At 50.2% G+C, this 20,857-nt stretch carries 2 protein-coding genes; one reads left to right on the top strand and one right to left on the bottom strand.

The annotated features are described in order from the left end of the window. Positions 1–37: 37 nt before the first annotated feature. Positions 38–18,658, bottom strand: coding sequence for a BapA/Bap/LapF family large adhesin (locus tag RJ41_RS16795; protein WP_039223208.1), 18,621 nt, complete (start codon positions 18,656–18,658; stop codon positions 38–40). Positions 18,659–18,905: 247 nt separating this feature from the next. Between RJ41_RS16795 and RJ41_RS16790 the strand changes: the two genes are divergently transcribed. Continuing rightward, positions 18,906–20,852, top strand: a complete 1,947-nt coding sequence (locus RJ41_RS16790) for a TolC family outer membrane protein (RefSeq protein WP_039223205.1) — start codon at positions 18,906–18,908, stop codon at positions 20,850–20,852. Positions 20,853–20,857: the final 5 nt, after the last annotated feature.

The following is a 20,857-nucleotide window of genomic DNA, read 5'->3' as shown; positions in this document are numbered from 1 at the left end:
TCGAATGCGAGGGCTTTAGGTTAACTTCACAACAAGATTAGATGTCCGTTGGTGGAAGTTTATCTATCGCTGTTTTCAGCACTTCGGACTCTGTCGGAGAAGCGGTAGTCACGTCACCGCCACTTTCTTTAGACGTATCGCCTACAAGTCCGTCACTAGCATCAGGAGATGCGCCCTCACCATTTGAATCGACTGAAGTAGGCTCTGTTGATGGCAGAATCAACTCTTCTGGGGGAAGATCAATGTCGACGACGTCAACAGTTACCTCTGTCACCGGACCCCCAGAGACTATATCGTCTTCTTCTGGAAGCGTGATGGTGTCATCAGGCAGAGTACTTTCAGGCGTCGAAGCCTCAGGTGAAAGTGGGTTTGTGCCTTCATTCGGTGCAGTAGGCAAAGGTTCACCTATATCAACGGTATCAATCTTAATACCAGACAAGTCAATAGTGTCTCCTCCACCAAAACCATCGCCAACATTGGTGCCAAGCGTGCTCACTTCCTCTTCAGGTAGCGTGATGATGTCTGGCGTACTCTCAATAGGTTGAATGCTCTCGACAGGTTCAGAGCTCACAAGCGGCGCACTCGGCTCGTTTTCTGGCGTTACCAGTTGAGTTTCAGCATTCAGGTTAACGGTTTGAAGCGTTTGCCCCGTTAGGTCAATCACATCAGGTGCTGTAGGCTCGTCAGTAACAACGGTGCCGCTGCTGTCTGACGCGCTTACAGACTCAGATGAAGTGGTTGTCACGACCTCAGGTACACCTTCACCAGATGCCGTCACAAACACGTTAAACTCTGCCTGCTCGACAGTACCGTCTGGATACTCTATACGATAAGTAAAGGTATCCGTTAAGGTGCCACCAAATACGGCTAGCGTGTTGTCTGGGGTATAAGTGTACGCGCCAGTTTCATCAATTTGCAACGTGCCATACTCGCCCAGTAACGTAATGCCGCCTGAAGCGTCTTGGAAGTTAATTCCATCGGTAGATACCGTCACGTCGTATGTTGGGCCAAACAGTATATCGTTTTCGAACAGGTTGCCTGTGGCGGTTTGTACGCCGCTAACTTCAAACTGGTCAAGGTAGTTGATGGTAGAGGATAGGTCTACACTAATGCTGCCTATTAATCCAGCAGCAACAGTGCCGTCCATTGATAAGCGATAAAGTCCTTCGGTTAACCCGTTGACAGTAAGTGCGGTATCGCCATCAATACCTAACAAGCTGATAAGCTCATCGTTGGGGAACACTCTATAGGGTTCCCATGCTCCGTTTATAAACTTTTCAACCGTTATTGTGATGCTAGAGCCTAATGAGACTAACCCCACCGCATCTACATTTAACGTGATATCTTGAGTAGTATTTGCAGTCACATTAATAGGGCCAAATTCATCGCTAAAACTTGTAATCAACAAACTTAGGAGATAATCATGCTGTAGCGCATCCAGTACACTAGGGCCTGCTTCCGAAACAAAGTCGTAGGTCAATTCAGCACGTGCCGAGTCTGCGGATACGCCTTGCCCTGATAGATTGAAGTTCAAGTTTGCAGTAGACGTATTGGTGCCATCTGAAATGGTGTAGCTAAAGCTATCTGTATTGCCTAAGCCGTCACGCACACCGTTGGCTACATAGGTGTAGCTGCCGTCTTCAAAGATGGTGAGGTCCCCATAGTCACCTTCAATGGTAATACCAGATAAACCAGTACCCAATACAGTCACTGACTCTCCATTGGTATGAGTAACTTGCGTCACTACGCCGCCCTCGGCAATGCTATCGGCTACATCGCCTGTGTTGGCCGCATCAATAACATTCCCCGACGTTGTCGTGCTACCTTCAAATGCATATTCAGTAAGTGTTGAAGTTATATCGGTAGATTGTAGTAAAGTGACCGTGTTGCTCAGCAGTGCTGCCGCAACCGCATCTAGAGCAGCACTTGCAAATGTGCCTAAACCTAAGAGATTAAGTCCTGTGGTAATGGTACTTACTAAGTCGCCGGCGCCTATCGTGTCTGCGGTGCTTAAAGCTGGCTCAAGAATAAGGTTTCGAACAATCGTACCTAAACCAAGCCCATTTAATAAACTGGCTTCAGTACCGTTTAGTGCGTCTTCAACAGCAGTTAGCACCACCTCTTGGTTCTCTTCCCCAAGCACTACGCCGCTATCACCTAATTCTGTTAGCGTAATCGAGCCGTCGCTATTTTGATCGAATAGTGTCTCAAGGGCACTTTCATCATTGCGCACAACCACGGTGTAATCACCGGCAGGTAGCCCAGAGAATTTAGCAACTAACGTGTCGTCACCGGTGAGTCCGATAAGGTTTACACCAGCTACATCACCTATTAACGGGTTGTCTGGTGTCATAGCTGAGGCGACCACGTTGCCATCTGCATCGACAATATCGATACGATACGCATCAGCGACGGCGACTAACGCTGTTTGGCTAACTTCTACAACCACTTCGCCAAAGAAACCAGCATCAACGGTAAGCGTTGTGCTAGCCTCTGGTGACCCTGCCACAGGTGAGACTGCGTCCGAGCCAATGACTCGGAAGTCACTGTCGCTAACCGGTGCATTCACAATGGCCGTTTGTGCGCCCAACTCCATGTCATTGTTATCGGTTTGAGCTACTACTGGCGGGAAGTCGCTCCCTGATATGGTGATGGTAAGCGCCGCAACGTCAGAAGTTTCACCATCTGATAAGGTGTAGTTAAACACTTCGTCTTGGCCAATTGCACTACGATCGCCATCAGCGGTATAGGTGTAAGTGCCGTCTGCAGCAATTTCCAGTACGCCATAGTTACCTTGGATAGTAACCGTACCTGAAGCAGGAACCACAACACTGTCACCTGATGCGTTAGTAACCAGCGTCACTTGAGCGCCGTCTAAAATGGTATCGGTACCCACGCCACCTAAATCGCCGTCGATTAGGTTACCTTGGGCCACTAAATCACCCGTATAGGTGTATTCGGTTAATGTGGTGGTGATATCAGTGTCTTGCAATAAGGTTAATGTATTGCTGAGCAATGCATCGGCAAGAACATCGGCCACAGCGTCGAGGAGGCCTGTGATACCAAGCGCGTTTATTGGCGTAGTTAGTAGACCAACCAGCTGACCTGCGCCAATTACAGTAGTTGTATCAAGCAGACCTTCAAGGATCCCTCTAACTTGCGTGCCAATGGTTCCGGGCAAGACGACATTTAAAATTCCACCGTTTAACGTTGTTTCAACGAAATCAAGAATTTCCGTTTGGTTATCGGGCCCAAGCACGACACCTGCTGTCCCTAGTTCATCAAGGTCAACGTCGTTACTATTGTCATTGTCTAATAAATCTTCCAATATATCTTCATCATTTCGGACCACCACGCTGTAGTTGCCAGCGTCAAGGCCTGCTAACGAGAACGAAATAGTCTCATCGCCAGTCACATTGAAGATGTCTAGGCCACCGACATCGGCAACTTGTGAGTCTGCGCTTACTCCTTTGTAAACGAGTTGGCCGCTCTCGTCATACACCTCAACAATGTAGGCATCGGCAACAGCCACTAGTGCTATTTGGTCAACCTCTACTAACACTTCACCTACATGGTTTGGGGAAACAGTAAAGGAGGCGCTTGCATCCACGCCACCTGTAGATTCTGCTAAGCCGATAACATCTACGTTGCTAGTGGTTTCCGGTGGGTTTACAGTAACCACAGGTTCGCCCATATCAACGGTGTTACCGTCGTTTATAGCATCAAGGGCCTGTACAACAACATTCTGACTTGCTGTACTTGCCGAATTACCTGCTTCGTCGGTAACGGTTGCCACCACCGCGTAGGTACCTGCTGGTAGCGTTGTGCCTGTTAAATCAAGGCTCCAATTACCGCTGCCATCAATGGTAAGTTCAGGGTCAGTGCCAAAGATATAGGACGTGCTATCAACGGTAACGGTTAGGGTAGTATTGTCACCAAGGTCAACCGTTCCATTAAAGATAAGCGTACTATCGCTAGTAATAAAGTCTCCAGCCACCCCAGAGTCGTTTGAGATACTGTCGAACGTTACTGTCTGACCATTATTGTTTTCATCAATACTCGTATCGATAACAACTGTACCTGAAGCTGAGTTAGAGTTACCCACAGCATCTGTAGCGGTGACTACAGCCGTGTAATTGCCTTCAGCAAGCAGGGCGACGATATTATCAGCCAGTGTCCACGTGCCATCACCATTGTTGGTAGCGGTGTAATCATTGCCGTCAATGGTTACCACCACAACCGCATTGGGATCGTTCACCGTACCGGTAAGCTCTGGCGTGGTGTCGTTGGTAGTAAGATCGTTTATTGCAACGGTAGGCGCGGTGGTATCGATTATCACTGTATCAGTATTGGTCACCGTATTGCCCGCGGCGTCTGTTGCGCTTACCGATGTAGGGTAGCTGCCTTCAGCGAGCGTGGCGACTACGTTGTCAGCCAACGTCCAGGTGCCATTACCGTTGTTGGTAGCGGTGTAACCATTGCCGTCAATCGTTACCACCACAACCGCATTGGGGTCGTTCACCGTACCAGTTAGCTCAGGCGTGGTGTCGTTGGTAGTAAGATCGTTAATTGCAACGGTAGGTGCGGTGGTATCAATTACCACTGTACCTGTATTAGTCACCGTATTGCCCGCGGCGTCTGTTGCACTTACCGATGTTGGGTAGCTGCCTTCAGCGAGTGTGGCGACTACGTTATCAGCCAACGTCCATGTGCCATCACCATTGTTGGTAGCGGTGTAATCATTGCCGTCAATCGTTACCACCACAACTGCATTGGGGGCGTTCACCGTACCGGTAAGCTCAGGTGTGGTGTCGTTGGTGGTTAGATCGTTTATTGCAACCGTAGGCGCGGTGGTATCAATTACCACAGTACCAGTGTCGGTATCGGTATTGCCCGCATCGTCAGTTGCAGTAACAGATGTTGGGTAACTACCTTCAGCGAGTGTAGCGACTACGTCATCGGCCAGCGTCCACGTACCGTCACCGTTATTGGTAGCGGTGTAGTCAACGCCGTCAATGGTGACTACTACAGTAGCCGTTGGGTCATCAACCGTACCCGTTAGTGCAGGCGCAGTGTCGTTGGTCGTTACATCATTGATGGTTACGACAGGTGCCACGGCATCTACCGTGTCAGATGCCGGCCCACTGGTGTTACCCGCTTCATCGGTAGCCGTTGCCGTTACTACAGCTCCATCTGCTAATGGTGTATCTGGCGTTACGCTCCAATTGCCGTCACCATCAGCGATGACGGTGAAATCTGGCGTGCCGTCTCCGTCTACATCCACATTTACCGTAGCGCCCGCTTCGGCTGTGCCGGTAATTTCAGTGCCGTTGCCCGCTTCAACGGTAGGCGTTGCTGGTGCTGTGGTATCAATAACCACTGTACCAGTATTCGTACCCACATTACCTTCTGGATCGGTTGCAGTAACCGTTGCGGTATAGCTACCTTCAGCAAGTGCCGCCACCGCATCGTCAGCCAGCGTCCACGTACCGTCACCGTTATTGGTAGCGGTATAGTCAACGCCGTCAATGGTGACTACTACAGTAGCCGTTGGGTCATCAACCGTACCCGTTAGTGCAGGCGTAGTATCGTTAGTCGTCACATCATTGATGGTTACAACAGGTGCCACTGCGTCTACCGTGTCAGATGCCGGCCCACTGGTGTTGCCCGCTTCATCAGTAGCCGTTGCCGTTACTACAACTCCATCTGCTAATGGTGTATCTGGCGTTACGCTCCAATTGCCGTCGCCATCAGCGATGACGGTGAAATCGGGCGTGCCGTCGCCATCCACGTCCACATTTACGGTTGCGCCTGCTTCAGCGGTACCGGTAATTTCGGTACCGTTGCCCGCATCCACAGTAGGTATGGCAGGTGGTGTAGTATCAATCACTACCGTTCCTGAATTTGAACCTACATTGCCATCGGCATCCGTGGCAGTAACGGTAGCGGTATAGCTACCATCTGCAAGTGTAGCCACTGCATCGCCAGGCAGGGTCCAACTTCCATCGCCATTGTTAGTTGCGGTGTAGTCCACGCCATCAATGGTCACTACTACGATAGCGCTTGGATCGTCAACCGTTCCGGTTAGCTCTGGTGTAGCGTCATTAGTGGTTAAGTCATTGATTGCAACGACTGGCGCAACAGCATCTACTGTATCTGACGCTGGTGCACTGACGTTGCCAGCTTCATCAGCCGCCGTCGCCGAAACAACCACGCCATCGGCCAGCGGTGTAGTGGGGGTTACTGACCAATTGCCATCGCCATCGGCGATGACGGTGAAGTCTGGCGTGCCGTCGCCATCCACGTCTACATTTACAGTTGCCCCTGCTTCAGCGGTACCCGTAATTTCAGTACCGTTACCAGCATCGACAGTAGGCGCTGCTGGAGTAGTGGTATCAATCACAACAGTACCAGAGTTAGTTCCGGTGTTACCATCGGCATCAGTGGCAGTAACCGTAGCGGTATAGCTACCTTCAGCCAGCGCGGCAACGATATCGTCAGCCAGTGTCCAGCTGCCATCACCATTGTTTGTCGCGGTATAGTCTGTACCGTTAATGGTAACGACCACAATGGCGGTTGGGTCGTCCACCGAACCGGTAAGTGCAGGCGTGGTGTCATTAGTCGTTAGGTCGTTAAAGGCAACGATTGGCGCAACAGCATCTACCGTATCAGACGCTGGGCTACTCGTATTGCCAGCTTCATCGGTTGCTGTTGCCGTTACAACCACGCCATCGGCTAGCGGTGTTGTGGGTGTTACTGACCAGTTACCATCGCCATCAGCAATCACTGTGAAATCAGGTGTGCCATCACCGTCAACGTCTACGTTTACGACAGCGCCTGCTTCGGCTGTGCCGGTAATTTCGGTACCGTTGCCTGCATCAACAGTAGGCGCAGCTGGCGCAGTAGTATCGATAACGCCGCCATTTTCGTTTGCGGTTGCCGTATTACCCGCGCCATCTGTTGCACTTGCGGTGACTGAATAATTACCTTCAGATAAGGCTGCTGGCACATCTACAGAGAAGGTGCCATTAGCTTGAACAATGGCGTTAAATGTTTGGGTGTTTCCTGCACTATCGGTAACGCTGATGGATACGGCGCTGCCTGGCGCAATATCTGTAGTACCGGAAATGGTTGGTGTTGTGTCGTTTCCTGTGCCAAGCGGATCCAAGGTTAGGTTTGGCACGGCTGTATTGATATTGCCGCTGGTAGTATCAGACGCCGAGTTTCCAGCGGCATCAGTGGCGGTAGCAGTAACATCGAAGTTTCCGTCTGCCATTGCATTGGGCACGTCGGCGCTGAAATTACCAAGGCTATCGACAATAGCCGTAAATGTCTGTTCTGCTCCCGCGCTGTCGGTGACGGTTATGGTCACTGAACTACCTGGGCTTAAATCGGTGCTACCGGTGATCGTTGGCGTAGTATCGTTACCTGTGCCTTGTGCATCTAAGTTGATAGTCGGCGCGGTAGTGTCTACGCTACCGTTTGTTTCAGTGGCAGTCGTCTCATTGCCTGCTGGGTCTTGGGCAACGGCGGTAACAGTATACCCTCCTTCAGCCATGGGGCTTGGCACATCGGCCGAGAAACTGCCGTCTCCCTGAACGGTTGCATCGAAGGTTTGACTTACACCTGCGTTATCCGTAACCGTAATCGTTACTGTCGCGCCTGCAGGCAGGTCAGTATTCCCTGATATTGTAGGTGTTGTGTCGCTGTCTGAGGCTAGTGTATCTAACGATAGAGTAGGGGCTGTTGTATCAATAATACCTGTGTTGTCTACGACGGTAGTGCTATTACCCGCTTCATCACTCGCCGTGGCTTCAACACTGTATGCACCTTCAGCTAAAGGCGCAGGCACATCCACTGTAAAGTTTCCATTTACATCAACTGTAGCTGTGAGGGTTTGAACATTTCCTGCGCTGTCAGTTACCACAAGCGTAACTTCACTACCCTGCGCAAGGTTTGTGCTACCAGATAGAGTAGGTGTTGTGTCATTGCCTTCCTCAAGTGGCGTTAATGTTAGTGATGGTGCTGTAGTGTCTATGTTTCCAGCATCACTGGCTGTTGCTGTATTACCTGCCTCATCACTGATGGTAGCGCTTACCGTGAAGTCGCCTTCAGCTAAATCCGTACCTGGGGAGATAGAGAAAGAACCATCGGCCTGTACCACTGCAGTTAAGGTCTGGGTCGCACCAGCGCTATCCGTTACCAAAATAGTGACCACAGAGCCCGCAGGTTCATCGGTTGTACCGGTAATGAGTGGCGTCGCATCGTTAGTGGTATCGGCAACATCTATAGTAAGAGTAGGTACTAGAGTATCAACTACGCCTGCCTCGTTGTCGGTTGTACTGTTGCCAGCTGTATCAGTGGCGGTTGCTGAAACAGTGAAGTTTCCTTCAGCCATCGCCGCTGGTACGTCGGCAGAGAATACGCCGCCCGCGCCAACCAATGCAGAGAACACCTGTGTATTACCCGCACTATCAACAACAGTTATTTGCACTGTAGAACCTTGCGGTAAATCTACAGTACCGCTTATGGTTGGGGTTGAGTCGCTGACTGTGCCTGGCTCGTCCAGCGTAATAACAGGTGAAATTGTGTCGATTAAGCCGGTTTCAGCGTCGGACGCTGTATTGCCAGCTTCATCAACAACAGTAGCCTGAACTGTGTAGCTACCCTCAGCCAAAGTGGTGGGTACGTCTACGCTGAAGGAGCCATCACCTTGTACGGTTGCTGTTAAGGTTTGTATATTACCAGCGTTATCGGTGACGGTAATTGAAACCGTGCTTCCGGCTGGCTGGTCTGTCGTTCCGCTAATGGTCGGTGTTGCATCATTGCCAACACCTTGCTCTGCCACATCAATAGCCGGTGATATGGTATCTACCACACCGCCAGTTTCAGAGTCAGAACCGGTATTTCCGGCACCGTCAGTCACCTCTGCGACAACTGTGTAGCTACCTTCGGCCAGGTCTGACGGTACGCTTGCGCTGAAGGTGCCATCTCCTTGTACGGTTGTAGTAAAGGTTTGAACTGCTCCAGCACTATCTGTCACTGTTAAAGTGACGGTGGCACCAACTGGCGCGTTAGTTGTACCTGAAATAAGAGGGGTAGCGTCGTTTGTCTGGCCAAGGGCATCTAGGGTAATGTCCGGGGCGCTTGCATTAATATTGCCGCTATCTGACACTGTCGTGCTATTGCCCGCAGCATCGCTCGCACTGACTGTTACATCGTAATCGCCATCAACAAGCGCGCTGGGTACTTCAACTGAGAAAGTGCCATCCGCGTTTACCGTAGCGGTAAGGTTTTGTACATTACCGCCTGCATCGGTGACAACCAGTGTAATTGTTGCTCCCTCTGACAAGTCGGTAGTACCGCTTAATACTGGCGTTGCGTCATTGCCGCTGGCCACTGGATCTAAGTTGATAACAGGTGGGGTGGTGTCAACTGTGCCGTTGTTATCAACCGCTGTGTTTTGATTACCTGCATCATCAGTCGCCGTCACTTCTACGGTGTAATCACCTTCTGCAAGGTCAACCGGCACATCAGCGCTAAAGCTGCCGTTCGCTTGAACGGTGGCAGTGAAAGTTTGCGTATTGCCTTGGCTGTCAGTCACGCTAATGCTTACAGTGTTGCCCGCAGCCAAGTCGGTGGTTCCCGATATAGTCGGTGTAGCGTCGTTGGTTAGACCTTGTGCGTCTAACGTTATGGTGGGGGCTGCTGTGTCTATGACACCGTTATTATCTATTGCCGTTGCTGAATTACCCGCATCGTCAGTCGCAGTGACAGTCACACTGAAACTGCCTTCAGCTAAATCGGCAGGAACATCAGCACTGTAAGTACCATCGTTTTGAACGGTTGCAGTGAATGTTTGGGTATTTCCAGCGTTGTCTGTCACGCTTATGCTAACTGTGTCGCCAGCATTGAGGTCTGTGGTGCCAGAGATAGACGGCGTTGCATCATTGCCAAGCCCTTGTGTATCGATGGTTATCGATGGGGCTGTGGTATCGATGTTACCGCCATTTTCGGTTACCGATGCACTGTTGCCAGCGCCGTCTGTGGCGGTGGCAGTAACAGAATAGTCACCTTCAGGTAAGCTTGCAGGAACATCAGCCGTAAAGCTTCCATCACCTTGAACTATGGCACTGAATGTCTGTGTGTTTCCAGCACTGTCAGTCACAGTCAGCGTTACAGTGCTACCTGGCGCTACGTCGGTATTACCTGAAATGGTCGGCGTCGTGTCGTTGCCCGACCCAAGAGGATCAAGGGATAGGGTAGGCGCGGCAGAGTTTATGTCGCCGCTCACTGTATCTGTAGCAGTATTGCCTGCAGCATCAGTGGTCGTTGCAGTAACGTCGAAGTTTCCGTCAGCCATAGGATTAGGCACATCTGCACTGAAGTCGCCGTTACCATCAACAGTTGCAGTAAACGTCTGCACAGTGCCAATGCTGTCAGTTACTGTAATCGTTACTGTACTTCCTGCGGCCAGGTCGGTACTTCCGCTAATAGTAGGCGTGTTATCGTTACCTGTACCAAGCGGATCCAAAGTGATAACAGGCGCTGTGGTATCTACGCTGCCACCCGTTTCAGAATCAGAACCTTGATTGCCAGCCGCGTCTTGAGCCGTTGCGGTAACCGTATAGTCACCTTCAGCTAGTGGTGAGGGTACGTTGGCGGCAAAACTGCCGTCGGTTTGTACCGTTGCGGCAAAGGTTTGCGTGTTACCAGCACTGTCGACCACCGTTAGTGTGACAATGGCGCCAGCTGGAAGGTTTGTGGTGCCAGAAATAGTTGGCGTAGCGTTATTCTCTGGCGTTAGTCCGTCAAGGTTTAGCTCAGGTGGCGTGATATCGATAACGCCTGAATTATCAAGAACCGACGTGCTGTTGCCTGCTTCATCAGTGGCAGTAGCTTCAACACTGTAAGAGCCTTCAGCAAGGGCACTGGGCACATCAACCGTAAAGTTTCCTGCAGCATCAACTGTTGCTGTAACCGTTTGAATGTTGCCAGTACTGTCTGTAATAACCAAGGAAACCACGCTACCTTCGGTTAGATCTGTACTTCCCGAAATGGTTGGCGTTGTATCATTGCCTAATCCTTGAGCGTCTAAGGTTAGGGTAGGTGCAGTGGTGTCTATGGTGCCTGTTGCATTGGCTGACGCACTGTTGCCAGCATCGTCGGTGGCCGTTGCAGTAACCGTATAGTCACCTTCGGCCAGTGCGGCTGGCACATCCACAGTAAAGTTGCCGTTTGCATCAACCGTTGCGGTCACTGTTTGTGTATTGCCAGCGTTGTCGGTGATCGACAGCGTTACGCTCTCACCTGCTGCTAAGTCTGTAGTGCCTGAAATGGTCGGCGTAGTATCGTTATTTGAACCCAGCGCATCTAGTGAAATAACGGGGGGGACAGTATCGACGATACCGTTATTGTCGGTGACAGAGGCACTATTTCCGTTGCTGTCTGTAGCGGTAGCGGTTACTGAGTAATCACCTTCGGCAAGAGGCGCGGGGACATCAGCACTAAAGTTACCGCTTGCATCAACAAGTGCAGTAAAGGTTTGGGTGTTGCCTGCACTGTCAGTGACAAAAAGCGTCACGGTTGAACCCGCGGGTAGGTCAGTCGTACCCGAAATGGTTGGTGTAGTATCGCTAACCGTAACTTGCGCATCTAGTGTCAACGCAGGGGCGCTGGTATCTAACGTACCGATATCAGAGGTGGTGGTTGTATTACCTGCATCGTCTGAGGCACTTGCTGTTACCGTGTAGCTGCCGTCTGGTATAGCGTTTGGAAGATCTGCGCTGAAGTCACCATTCGCGTCCACAATGGCGTCAAAGGTTTGTGTATTGCCTGCGCTATCTGTTACGGTTAACGTTACTGTGCTTCCCGGCGCTAAATCAGTGCTGCCCGATATGTTAGGCGTTTCATCGTTGCCTGTGCCCTGCGGATTTAGCGTAAGTACAGGGGCGGTGGTGTCAATATTGCCACCGTCTTCTATTGCGGTAGTTGAATTACCTGCATCATCTGTTGCAGTAACTTCGACGCTGTAGTCTCCTTCAGGCAGTGGAGACAATACGTCTGTTGCAAAGTTACCGTCTGCATCAACCAATGCGTTAATGGTTTGCGTGTCGCCATTGCTGTCAGTCACGGTGATCACAACAACAGCGCCTTCAGGTAAATCTGTATTACCTGAAATAACCGGCGTAGTGTCACTACCTGAATCTAACGGGTTCACGTTAACAATAGGTGCTTGAGTATCAATACTTCCATTTGCTTCGTTTGCCGTCGCGGTGTTGCCTTGTGCATCGCTTACTGTTGCCGTAACGGTGAAGTCGCCCTCGGCCAGTGCGTTAGGCACGTCCGCGCTGAATGTTCCATCTGCTTGCACGGCTGCTTGGAAACTTTGCGAATCACCATTGGCATCGACTACAGTAATGGTAACCAGTGTGCCGGGAGCAACATCAGTAGTGCCTGTGATAGTTGGCGTAACGTCGCTAGTAGCGCCTTGTATATCAAGGGTTAATAGCGGCGCTTCGCTATCTACATTACCTGTTGTATTGGCATTCGCGGTATTGCCTGCACTGTCGGTTGCAGTGGCAGTAACAGTAAAGTCGCCGTCAGCTAGTGCGTTTGGCACATCTACACTGAAGCTACCATTTGCATCGACCAAGGCATTGATAGTTTGCGTGTTTCCAGCGCTATCTGTAACGACAAGCGTAACCGTGCTTCCTTCAGGAAGGTCTGTCGTGCCTGAAAGTGTTGGTGTGGTGTCACCCGTGCTGCCAGGATTTTCTAGGGTAAGCGTAGGCGCGGTAGTATCTACAACGCCGCCATTGTCGGTTACTGTTGTCGTATTGCCATCGCTGTCAGTAGCGCTGGCGGTAACGGTGTAAGCGCCATCAGCGAGTGGGGTGGTAACATCCGCACTAAATGTTCCGTCTGCACCTACTGTCGCGGTAATCGTTTGCGTGTTACCTGCGCTATCCGTCACGGTTAAAGTAACCGTGCTTCCTTCAGGCAAGTTGGTAGTGCCTGAAATAGCGGGCGTGCTGTCATTCGTTTCGCCTTGTCCATCAAGCACTAACGTAGGAGCACTAGTATTAATGTTACCCGTTGCGTTGTCTGTAACTCCATTGCCTGCTTCGTCTTCTGCCGTGGCAGTAACAGTAAAGTTTCCATCAGCCAGTTCTTGCGGTACGTCGACAGAGAAATTACCGTTAGCATCGACTAAGGTGTTGATGGTTTGCGTGTTGCCTGCGCTATCTACGACGGTTAGCGAGACAACACTTCCTTCGGGCAGATCGGTGCTGCCCGATAAAGTTGGTGTGGGATCGTTACCAGAACCCACTGGATTTAAAGATAGCGATGGCGCGGTTGTATCTACAATGCCGCCGTTTTCTGTCACGCTAGCGGTATTACCATTTTCATCGACAGCGGTTGCTGTAACGGAGTAGTTACCTTCTGCTAATGCGCTAGGTACTTCAGCGCTAAAGCCTCCGTTTTCATCAACAACGGCTTCAATAGTTTGCTGATTACCTAAGCTATCGGTGACGACCAGTGTTACCGTGCTACCTTGGGGTAAATCTGTCGTGCCACTAATTAGCGGCGTGGTGTCGTTGTCAATGTCTTGTGGGTCAAGCGATAGCGTTGGAGCTGCGGTATCAATATTGCCCTGTGTTGTTGCAGAATCTTGATTGCCCGCATCGTCTGTGACAGTGGCAGTAACGGTAAAGTTGCCGTCGGCAAGCTCTGCCGGCACGTCAACAGAGAAAGTACCGTCACTTTGGACAAGAGCGTCAAAGGTTTGCGTATTGCCCGCACTGTCTGTAACAGTGATTGATACACTGCTACCCGGTGCCTGGTCTGTGTTACCTGAGATGGTTGGCGTAGTATCATTGGTACTGCCTTGAGCATCAAGGTTAACCAGCGGCGATGTAATATCGATATTACCGCCAGTTTCCGTTGCCGTTGCAGTATTGCCGTTGGCGTCGGTCGCTGTAGCCGTTACGCTATATTCACCTTCAGCTAACGGATTGGGCACATCGACACTGAAATTACCAGAACCGTCTACCGTTGCCGTAAATGTTTGCGTATTGCCAAGTGCATCGGTAACAGACAGTGTAACAGTGCTGCCAGCGGGTAAATCGGTAGTACCTGAGATAGTAGGCGTGGTGTCGTTATCATCACCCAGTGGGTCAAGGGTTAAGCTTGGCGCATTGCTGTCCACGGTGCCAGTTTGTGACGTTGAAGCACTATTTCCCGCAGCATCGGTAGCTGTTGCTTCAACAGTGTAGTCGCCGTCAGCGAGTTCAGCAGGAACGTCTGCACTAAATTCGCCGTTCCCGTCTACTGTGGCAGTAAAAGTTTGGCTGTTTCCAGCACTATCGGTAACGGTAAGTGTAACCGTGCTGCCCGCTTCCAAGTTTGTAGAGCCGCTAATTGACGGTGTCGTGTCATTCCCTGTGCCAAGTGGCTCTAGTGAAATGGTGGGGGCTTGCGTATCAATGTTGCCGCCATTTTCAGTGACAGTCGTTGTATTGCCTGCTTCGTCTGTTGCACTGGCCTCTACGGTATATTCACCCTCAGTAAGCGGCGTTTGCACGTCGACGCTAAAATCACCGTTCTCATCAACGATGGCATCGATAGTTTGTGTGTTGCCCGCGCTGTCGGTCACCGCAATGGTTACTGTTGAACCAGGTGGTAAATCGGTAGAGCCTGAAATCGTTGGCGTGGTGTCGCTACCGTCAGTTTGCGGGTCTAAAGAAAGCGCTGGTGCGGTAGTGTCTATGTTGCCACTGTTGTCGACAACGGTAGTTGTATTACCCGCTGCATCAGTTGCTTCGACAGAAACCTCATAGTTGCCTTGTGCTAGCGCTTCTTCGACATCGGCGCTGAAATTACCATTTTCATCAACAAGGGCGGTAACAGTCTGTGTATTACCCTGGCTATCGGTAACGGTAATAACGACTTCGCTGCCCGCGGGCAAATCCGTATTACCTGAAATCGTAGGTGTTGTGTCGTTAGTATCCGTTTGTGGGTCGATATTCACAACCGGTGGGGTGGTATCAAGTACAGTAGTGGCCGTTGCGGTAGAGCTATTGCCATTTTCGTCTGTCACCGTTACTTCAATCTGGTATTCGCCCTCTTCAGATCCAGGAGGGAATGCTACATTGAAGTTGCCATTCTCATCAGTTGTCCCCGTTATTGTCTGGCTGTTGCCGTCGCTATCGGTGATAACAACCACAACCTCTGAATTAGGGGCGTCTGACGACCCCCCTATGCCTTCACTACCGTTGGTAGGAGAGCCGGTTTCAATGACAACATTAGGGCCTTGGGTATTAATAACCGCATCGATTGTCGTTGAAGCGGTATTGCCCGCCACATCAGACACAGTAGCGGTTACCGTGAAGTCGCCGTTTGCGAGTGCTTGCGGCACTTCAGCACTGAAGCTACCGTCTTCTTGCACTGTTGCAGTAAGGGTTTGCGTAGTGCCATCTGAATGTACGATTTCTAGCGTGACTATTGCACCCGGCTCTGCGTCGGTGTCGCCATTTATCACTGGCGTGTCATCATTGGTTGATCCAATAGGATCAAGGTTGATTATCGGCGCCGTGGTGTCAATTTCGCCAGTCACTGTGGTGGTAGAGCTATTACCAGCTGGTGTTGTTACAGTAACATCTACCGTGTACTCACCTTCGCTAAGCTCCGCTGGTACATCTTCGTTGAACGTGCCGTCAGCGCCCACTGTAGTGACGATTGTTTGCTCGTTACCCTCGCTATCTGTAACAACAATCACGACTTCACTGCCAGGAGGGGCATCGGTTTCACCAGAAACGTTTGGCGTAGTATCGTTCGTTGGCGCAGGTTGATTTACGGTCGTCGAAGGACTTGTAGAATCGTAATCGCCACTTGCTGTTGCTTGTGCGGTGTTACCCGCACCATCTGTCACCTCGGCAGTTACGCTGTATGTACCCTCAGCCACCGCATTTGGAACTTCAACGGTAAAGGTGCCATCGGCAAGCACAGTAGTGGTAAAGGTTTGAGTAACGCCAGCACTATCGGTAACGGTAAGGGTTATCGTGCTTCCGGGCACCGCATCCGTTAAACCAGAAAGTGTGGGTGTAGCATCGCCATTTATTCCTGGATCGTTTAATGAGATGGTTGGTGCCGTCACGTCGATAGCACCTTGTGCTTCGGCATTGGCCGTATTGCCTGCTTCATCGGTAACGCTGGCGTTAACGGTAAATTCGCCTTCAGCTAATTCAGCCGGTACATCAACGCTATAGGTGCCGTCGGCTAGCACAGTGGCAGTAACTGTTTGCGTGTTGCCCGCGCTATCGGTAATGGTTAGCGTAACTGTACTGCCCGGCGTAGCATCGGTGGTACCTGAAAGGGTCGGCGTGGTGTCGTTACCTGTAGCTATAGTATCGATAGTGATCGACGGTGCAGTGGTATCAATTTCGCCGGTAGTATCTGTGGTTGCTGTATTGCCAGCCTCATCGGTCACGCTGGCGTTAACGGTAAATTCGCCTTCCGCTAATTCTGCAGGTACATCAACGCTATAGGTGCCGTCTGCTTGCACAATAGCTGTCACGGTTTGAGTAACGCCCGCGTTATCGGTAATGGTTAACGTAACTGTACTGCTAGGTGCGGCATCCGTGGTACCTGAAAGAGTAGGCGTGGTGTCGTTACCTGTAGCTATAGTATCGATAGTGATCGACGGTGCAGTGGTATCAATTACGCCCGTGGTGTCTGTGGTTGCTGTATTGCCCGCTTCGTCGGTCACGCTGGCGTTAACGGTAAATTCACCTTCGGCCAATTCGGCAGGTACATCAACGCTATAGGTGCCGTCGGCTAGCACAGTGGCAGTCACGGTTTGAGTAACACCTGCACTATCGGTAATGGTTAATGTTACTGTGCTACCAGGCGCGGCATCAGTGGTACCTGAAATGGTAGGTGTGGTGTCGTTATCAGTCGCTATGGAGTCGATAGTGATCGACGGTGCAGTGGTATCAATTACGCCCGTAGTGTCTGTGGTTGCTGTATTGCCCGCTTCGTCGGTCACGCTGGCGTTAACGGTAAATTCACCTTCCGCTAATTCTGCAGGTACATCAACGCTATAGGTGCCGTCCGCTTGCACAATAGTGGTCACGGTTTGCGTGTTGCCCGCGCTATCGGTGATAATTAATGTAACTGTGCTACCCGGTGTAGCATCAGTGGTACCTGACAGGGTAGGTGTGGTGTCGTTATCAGTCGCTATGGAGTCGATAGTGATTGACGGTGCAGTGGTATCAATTAAGCCCGTGGTGTCTGTGGTTGCTGTATTGCCAGCCTCATCCGTCACGCTGGCGTTAACCGTAAATTCACCCTCGGCCAATTCAGCAGGTACAGCAACGCTATACGTGCCGTCTGCTTGCACAGTGGCAGTTACAGTTTGCGTGTTGCCCGCGCTATCGGTGATAGTTAATGTAACTGTGCTACCCGGTATAGCATCAGTGGTACCTGACAAGGTTGGCGTAGTGTCGCTACCTGTCGCTATGGTGTCGATAGTGATCGACGGTGCCGTAGTATCAATCACGCCCGTGGTGTCAGCGGTTGCTGTATTGCCTGCTTCGTCGGTAACGCTGGCGTTAACGGTAAATTCGCCTTCGGCTAATTCAGCAGGTACGTCAACGCTATAGGTGCCGTCTGCTTGCACAGTAGCCGTCACGGTTTGCGTATTGCCCGCGCTATCCGTAATGGTTAGCGTAACTGTGCTACCCGGTGTGGCATCAGTAGTACCTGACAGGGTAGGTGTGGTGTCGTTATCAGAACCTGGCGCATTAATAGTAATGGTTGGAGCGGAAGCGTCAATTTCACCGGTAGTAGAACCATCTGCAGTGTTACCAGTAGGTTCTAACACGCTAGCATCTACCGTGAACTCACCGTCAGCCAGTGCATTTGGTACGTCTACACTGAACGTACCGTCGTCTTGTACTATGACGGTTAGAACTTGAGTGTTTCCAGCGCTGTCGGTAACGGTTAGTGTGACTGTACTGCCTGGAATTGCTGAAGTAATCCCTGAAAGTGTTGGTGTAGTGTCACTCGTTAAGCCTATCGCATCTAGGGTAAGTGAAATGTCTTGTGCTTGCTCGCCTGTTCCAGAAAACTCAATTGGCGTAACATCGTCGTTGCTATTAGCATTTTGATCAAACTGAAACCCCACTGGGTCGACTTCTTCATTTATGCGATCAATGCGAACAAAGTTACTACCGCCATCGGAACCTGCGCCTCCGTCAAGACCTGCGGCCGTCGCTTCCAACGATTCTAAAATATCGCCTTCACCAGCAAGCACATCAAGGAAATCGGCATCTCCCTCTTGAGCGTTTCCTTCAATATTTTCTACGCCATCAAGTAATGCTGCAAGTTCATCAACACTTTCGTCAAACACAGCGAATTCGTCATCAGAACTACTGTCAGTAAAATCTAGCTGAAGTGGAAAAGTAACGCTTTGTCCAGCAGGTAGCGTGCGAAGTTCTCCGTCCACGCTAACGGTAACCACACCGTTGGGTGAAATAGTTAACACATCACCTTCAGCGACAGTCATTCCAACTGTTACATTGACTTGTTCACCTGTGTCACCACGAGCCAAGGAAGCCTCACCGTTTACTTCTGCAATGATTACTTCAGCCATCATTCCCTCTCAATCGATAAATATTCACGCTATACAAAAAGCGTAGCAGGGCTTTTTTATCTGGTTACCGGACCGTGGTACGGGGGACACATATCCTTTGGTATAGGTTGTAGGGAGTTACCCCTAATTAATTAATTTTTAGTCTAATATTTGGCTGTGAGGTTTGCAGAAATACACACAGCGTCTACTTTAAAAAAGTAAGAAACGACACAAATGTCGCCTAGGGTTTACATAGTGAGATGCATATATGAAGTTGATGAATTCAGTGCTTTCCAAAGTTGTTATTGGAGCAACTGGCGCTGTGCTTGCTCATGCAGCTATTGCTCAAAGTAATGGTGTTAGTGGTTCGTCAGTCAGATTGGAAGACTATGTTCGCAAGGTAGTGAACGAAAACCCAGAAGTGCAAGCCAGCTGGCGTCAACTTCAGGTTGCAATGTCAGACGTAGACATTGCGCGTGGCGGCTTTCGTCCGCAAGTCGATGTATTGGCATCGAGTGCTTATACTGATAGAAACTATGGGCTAGATCGTGAGTATATGGGTCATACCGCGCAAATCGCTTTAACTCAGATGCTCTACGATGGTTTCTTAACAAGCAGTGAAGTTAAACGATTTAAGCAAGCACAGGTTGTACGCTTTTTTGAGCTAATGGGAGAAATAGAGCAGAAGTCACTTGATACAGCCCTTGCCTACATGGATGTAAAAATGTTTCGCGAGCTGTTGAAGCTTGCTGAAGAGAACCTGATTACACATGTAGATGTGTTTAAGCAAATTGAAGAAAGCGTAGAAGCGGGTGTAGGTCGACGTGCCGATTTGGAGCAAATTAGCGGCCGTTTGTCTCTGGCTGAGTCTAATGTACTTACTGAGCTGTCTAACCTGCACGATGTTACAGCGCGCTTCTTGCGTTTAGTAGGCGAGAAACCTGCGAACAATTTGCAACCGGTCACCTTAAATTCCGCCTATGTTGATGCCAGTGTTACAGACATTCAAACCTTACTCACTAGCGCCTATGGCACTAATCCACAATTCAATGCCGCCATTTACAACATTGATGCCCAGCGCTACGCCGTGGACAGTGCGAAAAGTCTCTATCATCCACAAGTCAATTTAACCGCAAGCTATGGCGCGCAAACGCGAGACCAGGCAGCCCTAAATAACACCATTACCGAGGCTAGCGTTGGCGTTAACTTTTCTTACAACTTATATAATGGTGGTTCGGACCGCGCAGCGATTCGACAAGCTTTATCGCAGGTAGACCTAGCAAAAGATCTGCGAGACAAAGCCTGTATAGACATGAGACAAACGGTACAGATAGCTTATAACGACATTATCAATATTACTGAGCAGCTGCCTTCACTGAATGCCCATCGCCTGTCTTCTGACAGAGTGAAGTCTGCATACATGGATCAGTTTACCATTGGCGAACGTTCTCTATTGGATTTACTCGACTCCGAAAACGAGTATTACGAGTCTAGTCGCGCGTATTTGGAAGCGCAATATACATTAGAAAAAGCGCGCGTAAGACTACTTGCAGCCTCGGGTAGCTTGGCACAAACATTAGGCATTACGAAAGATGGTGTTCCTGATGTACTAGACAAAGCTGAAGAGAGAATCAGCTACGACCCTAACTACGTTTGCCCAGCCGTTCGCACGAACTTTGTAGATGAACTTAATATCCTCAAGCGAGACAGTGATGGCGACGGCATTGTGGATTTATGGGACGATTGCGTCGATTCTACGCCTGGGTCTATGGTAGATGACTTTGGTTGTGAAGCCAAAGAGCCCGAGATGGTGCCAGAACCAAGTGCCGCAGATTTTACGTTAGATAATGCAAAGATAATTAATTCATTTAACGTCAATATCGAATTTGCGTCCAACTCTACCGAGGTGTTGCCTGAATATGAGAATTCACTTCAAGACGTTATCGACGCGTTAAACAACGACCCAAATTCAGGCGTGATTATCCATGGTCATGCTTCTTTAGATGGCGATGCAGCTTACAACCAGCGCTTGTCTGAACGAAGAGCAAAGGCCGTAGCGTCACTGCTAATGACGAAGGCAGACATTGAAGCTAGAAGAATTACTGCGGTTGGATACGGAGAAAGTCGTCCGCTTGTTGATGAGGAGTCAGAAGCAGCTAATGCCCGTAACCGCAGGATTGAGGCTGCTATCATTCAGCTTCCTTCAAACGAATAGCGATG

The sequence above is a fragment of the Alteromonas marina genome, assembly GCF_000808575.1.
Taxonomy (GTDB): Bacteria; Pseudomonadota; Gammaproteobacteria; order Enterobacterales; family Alteromonadaceae; genus Alteromonas; species Alteromonas marina_A.
This window is presented reverse-complemented; position numbering and strand designations above follow the sequence as displayed.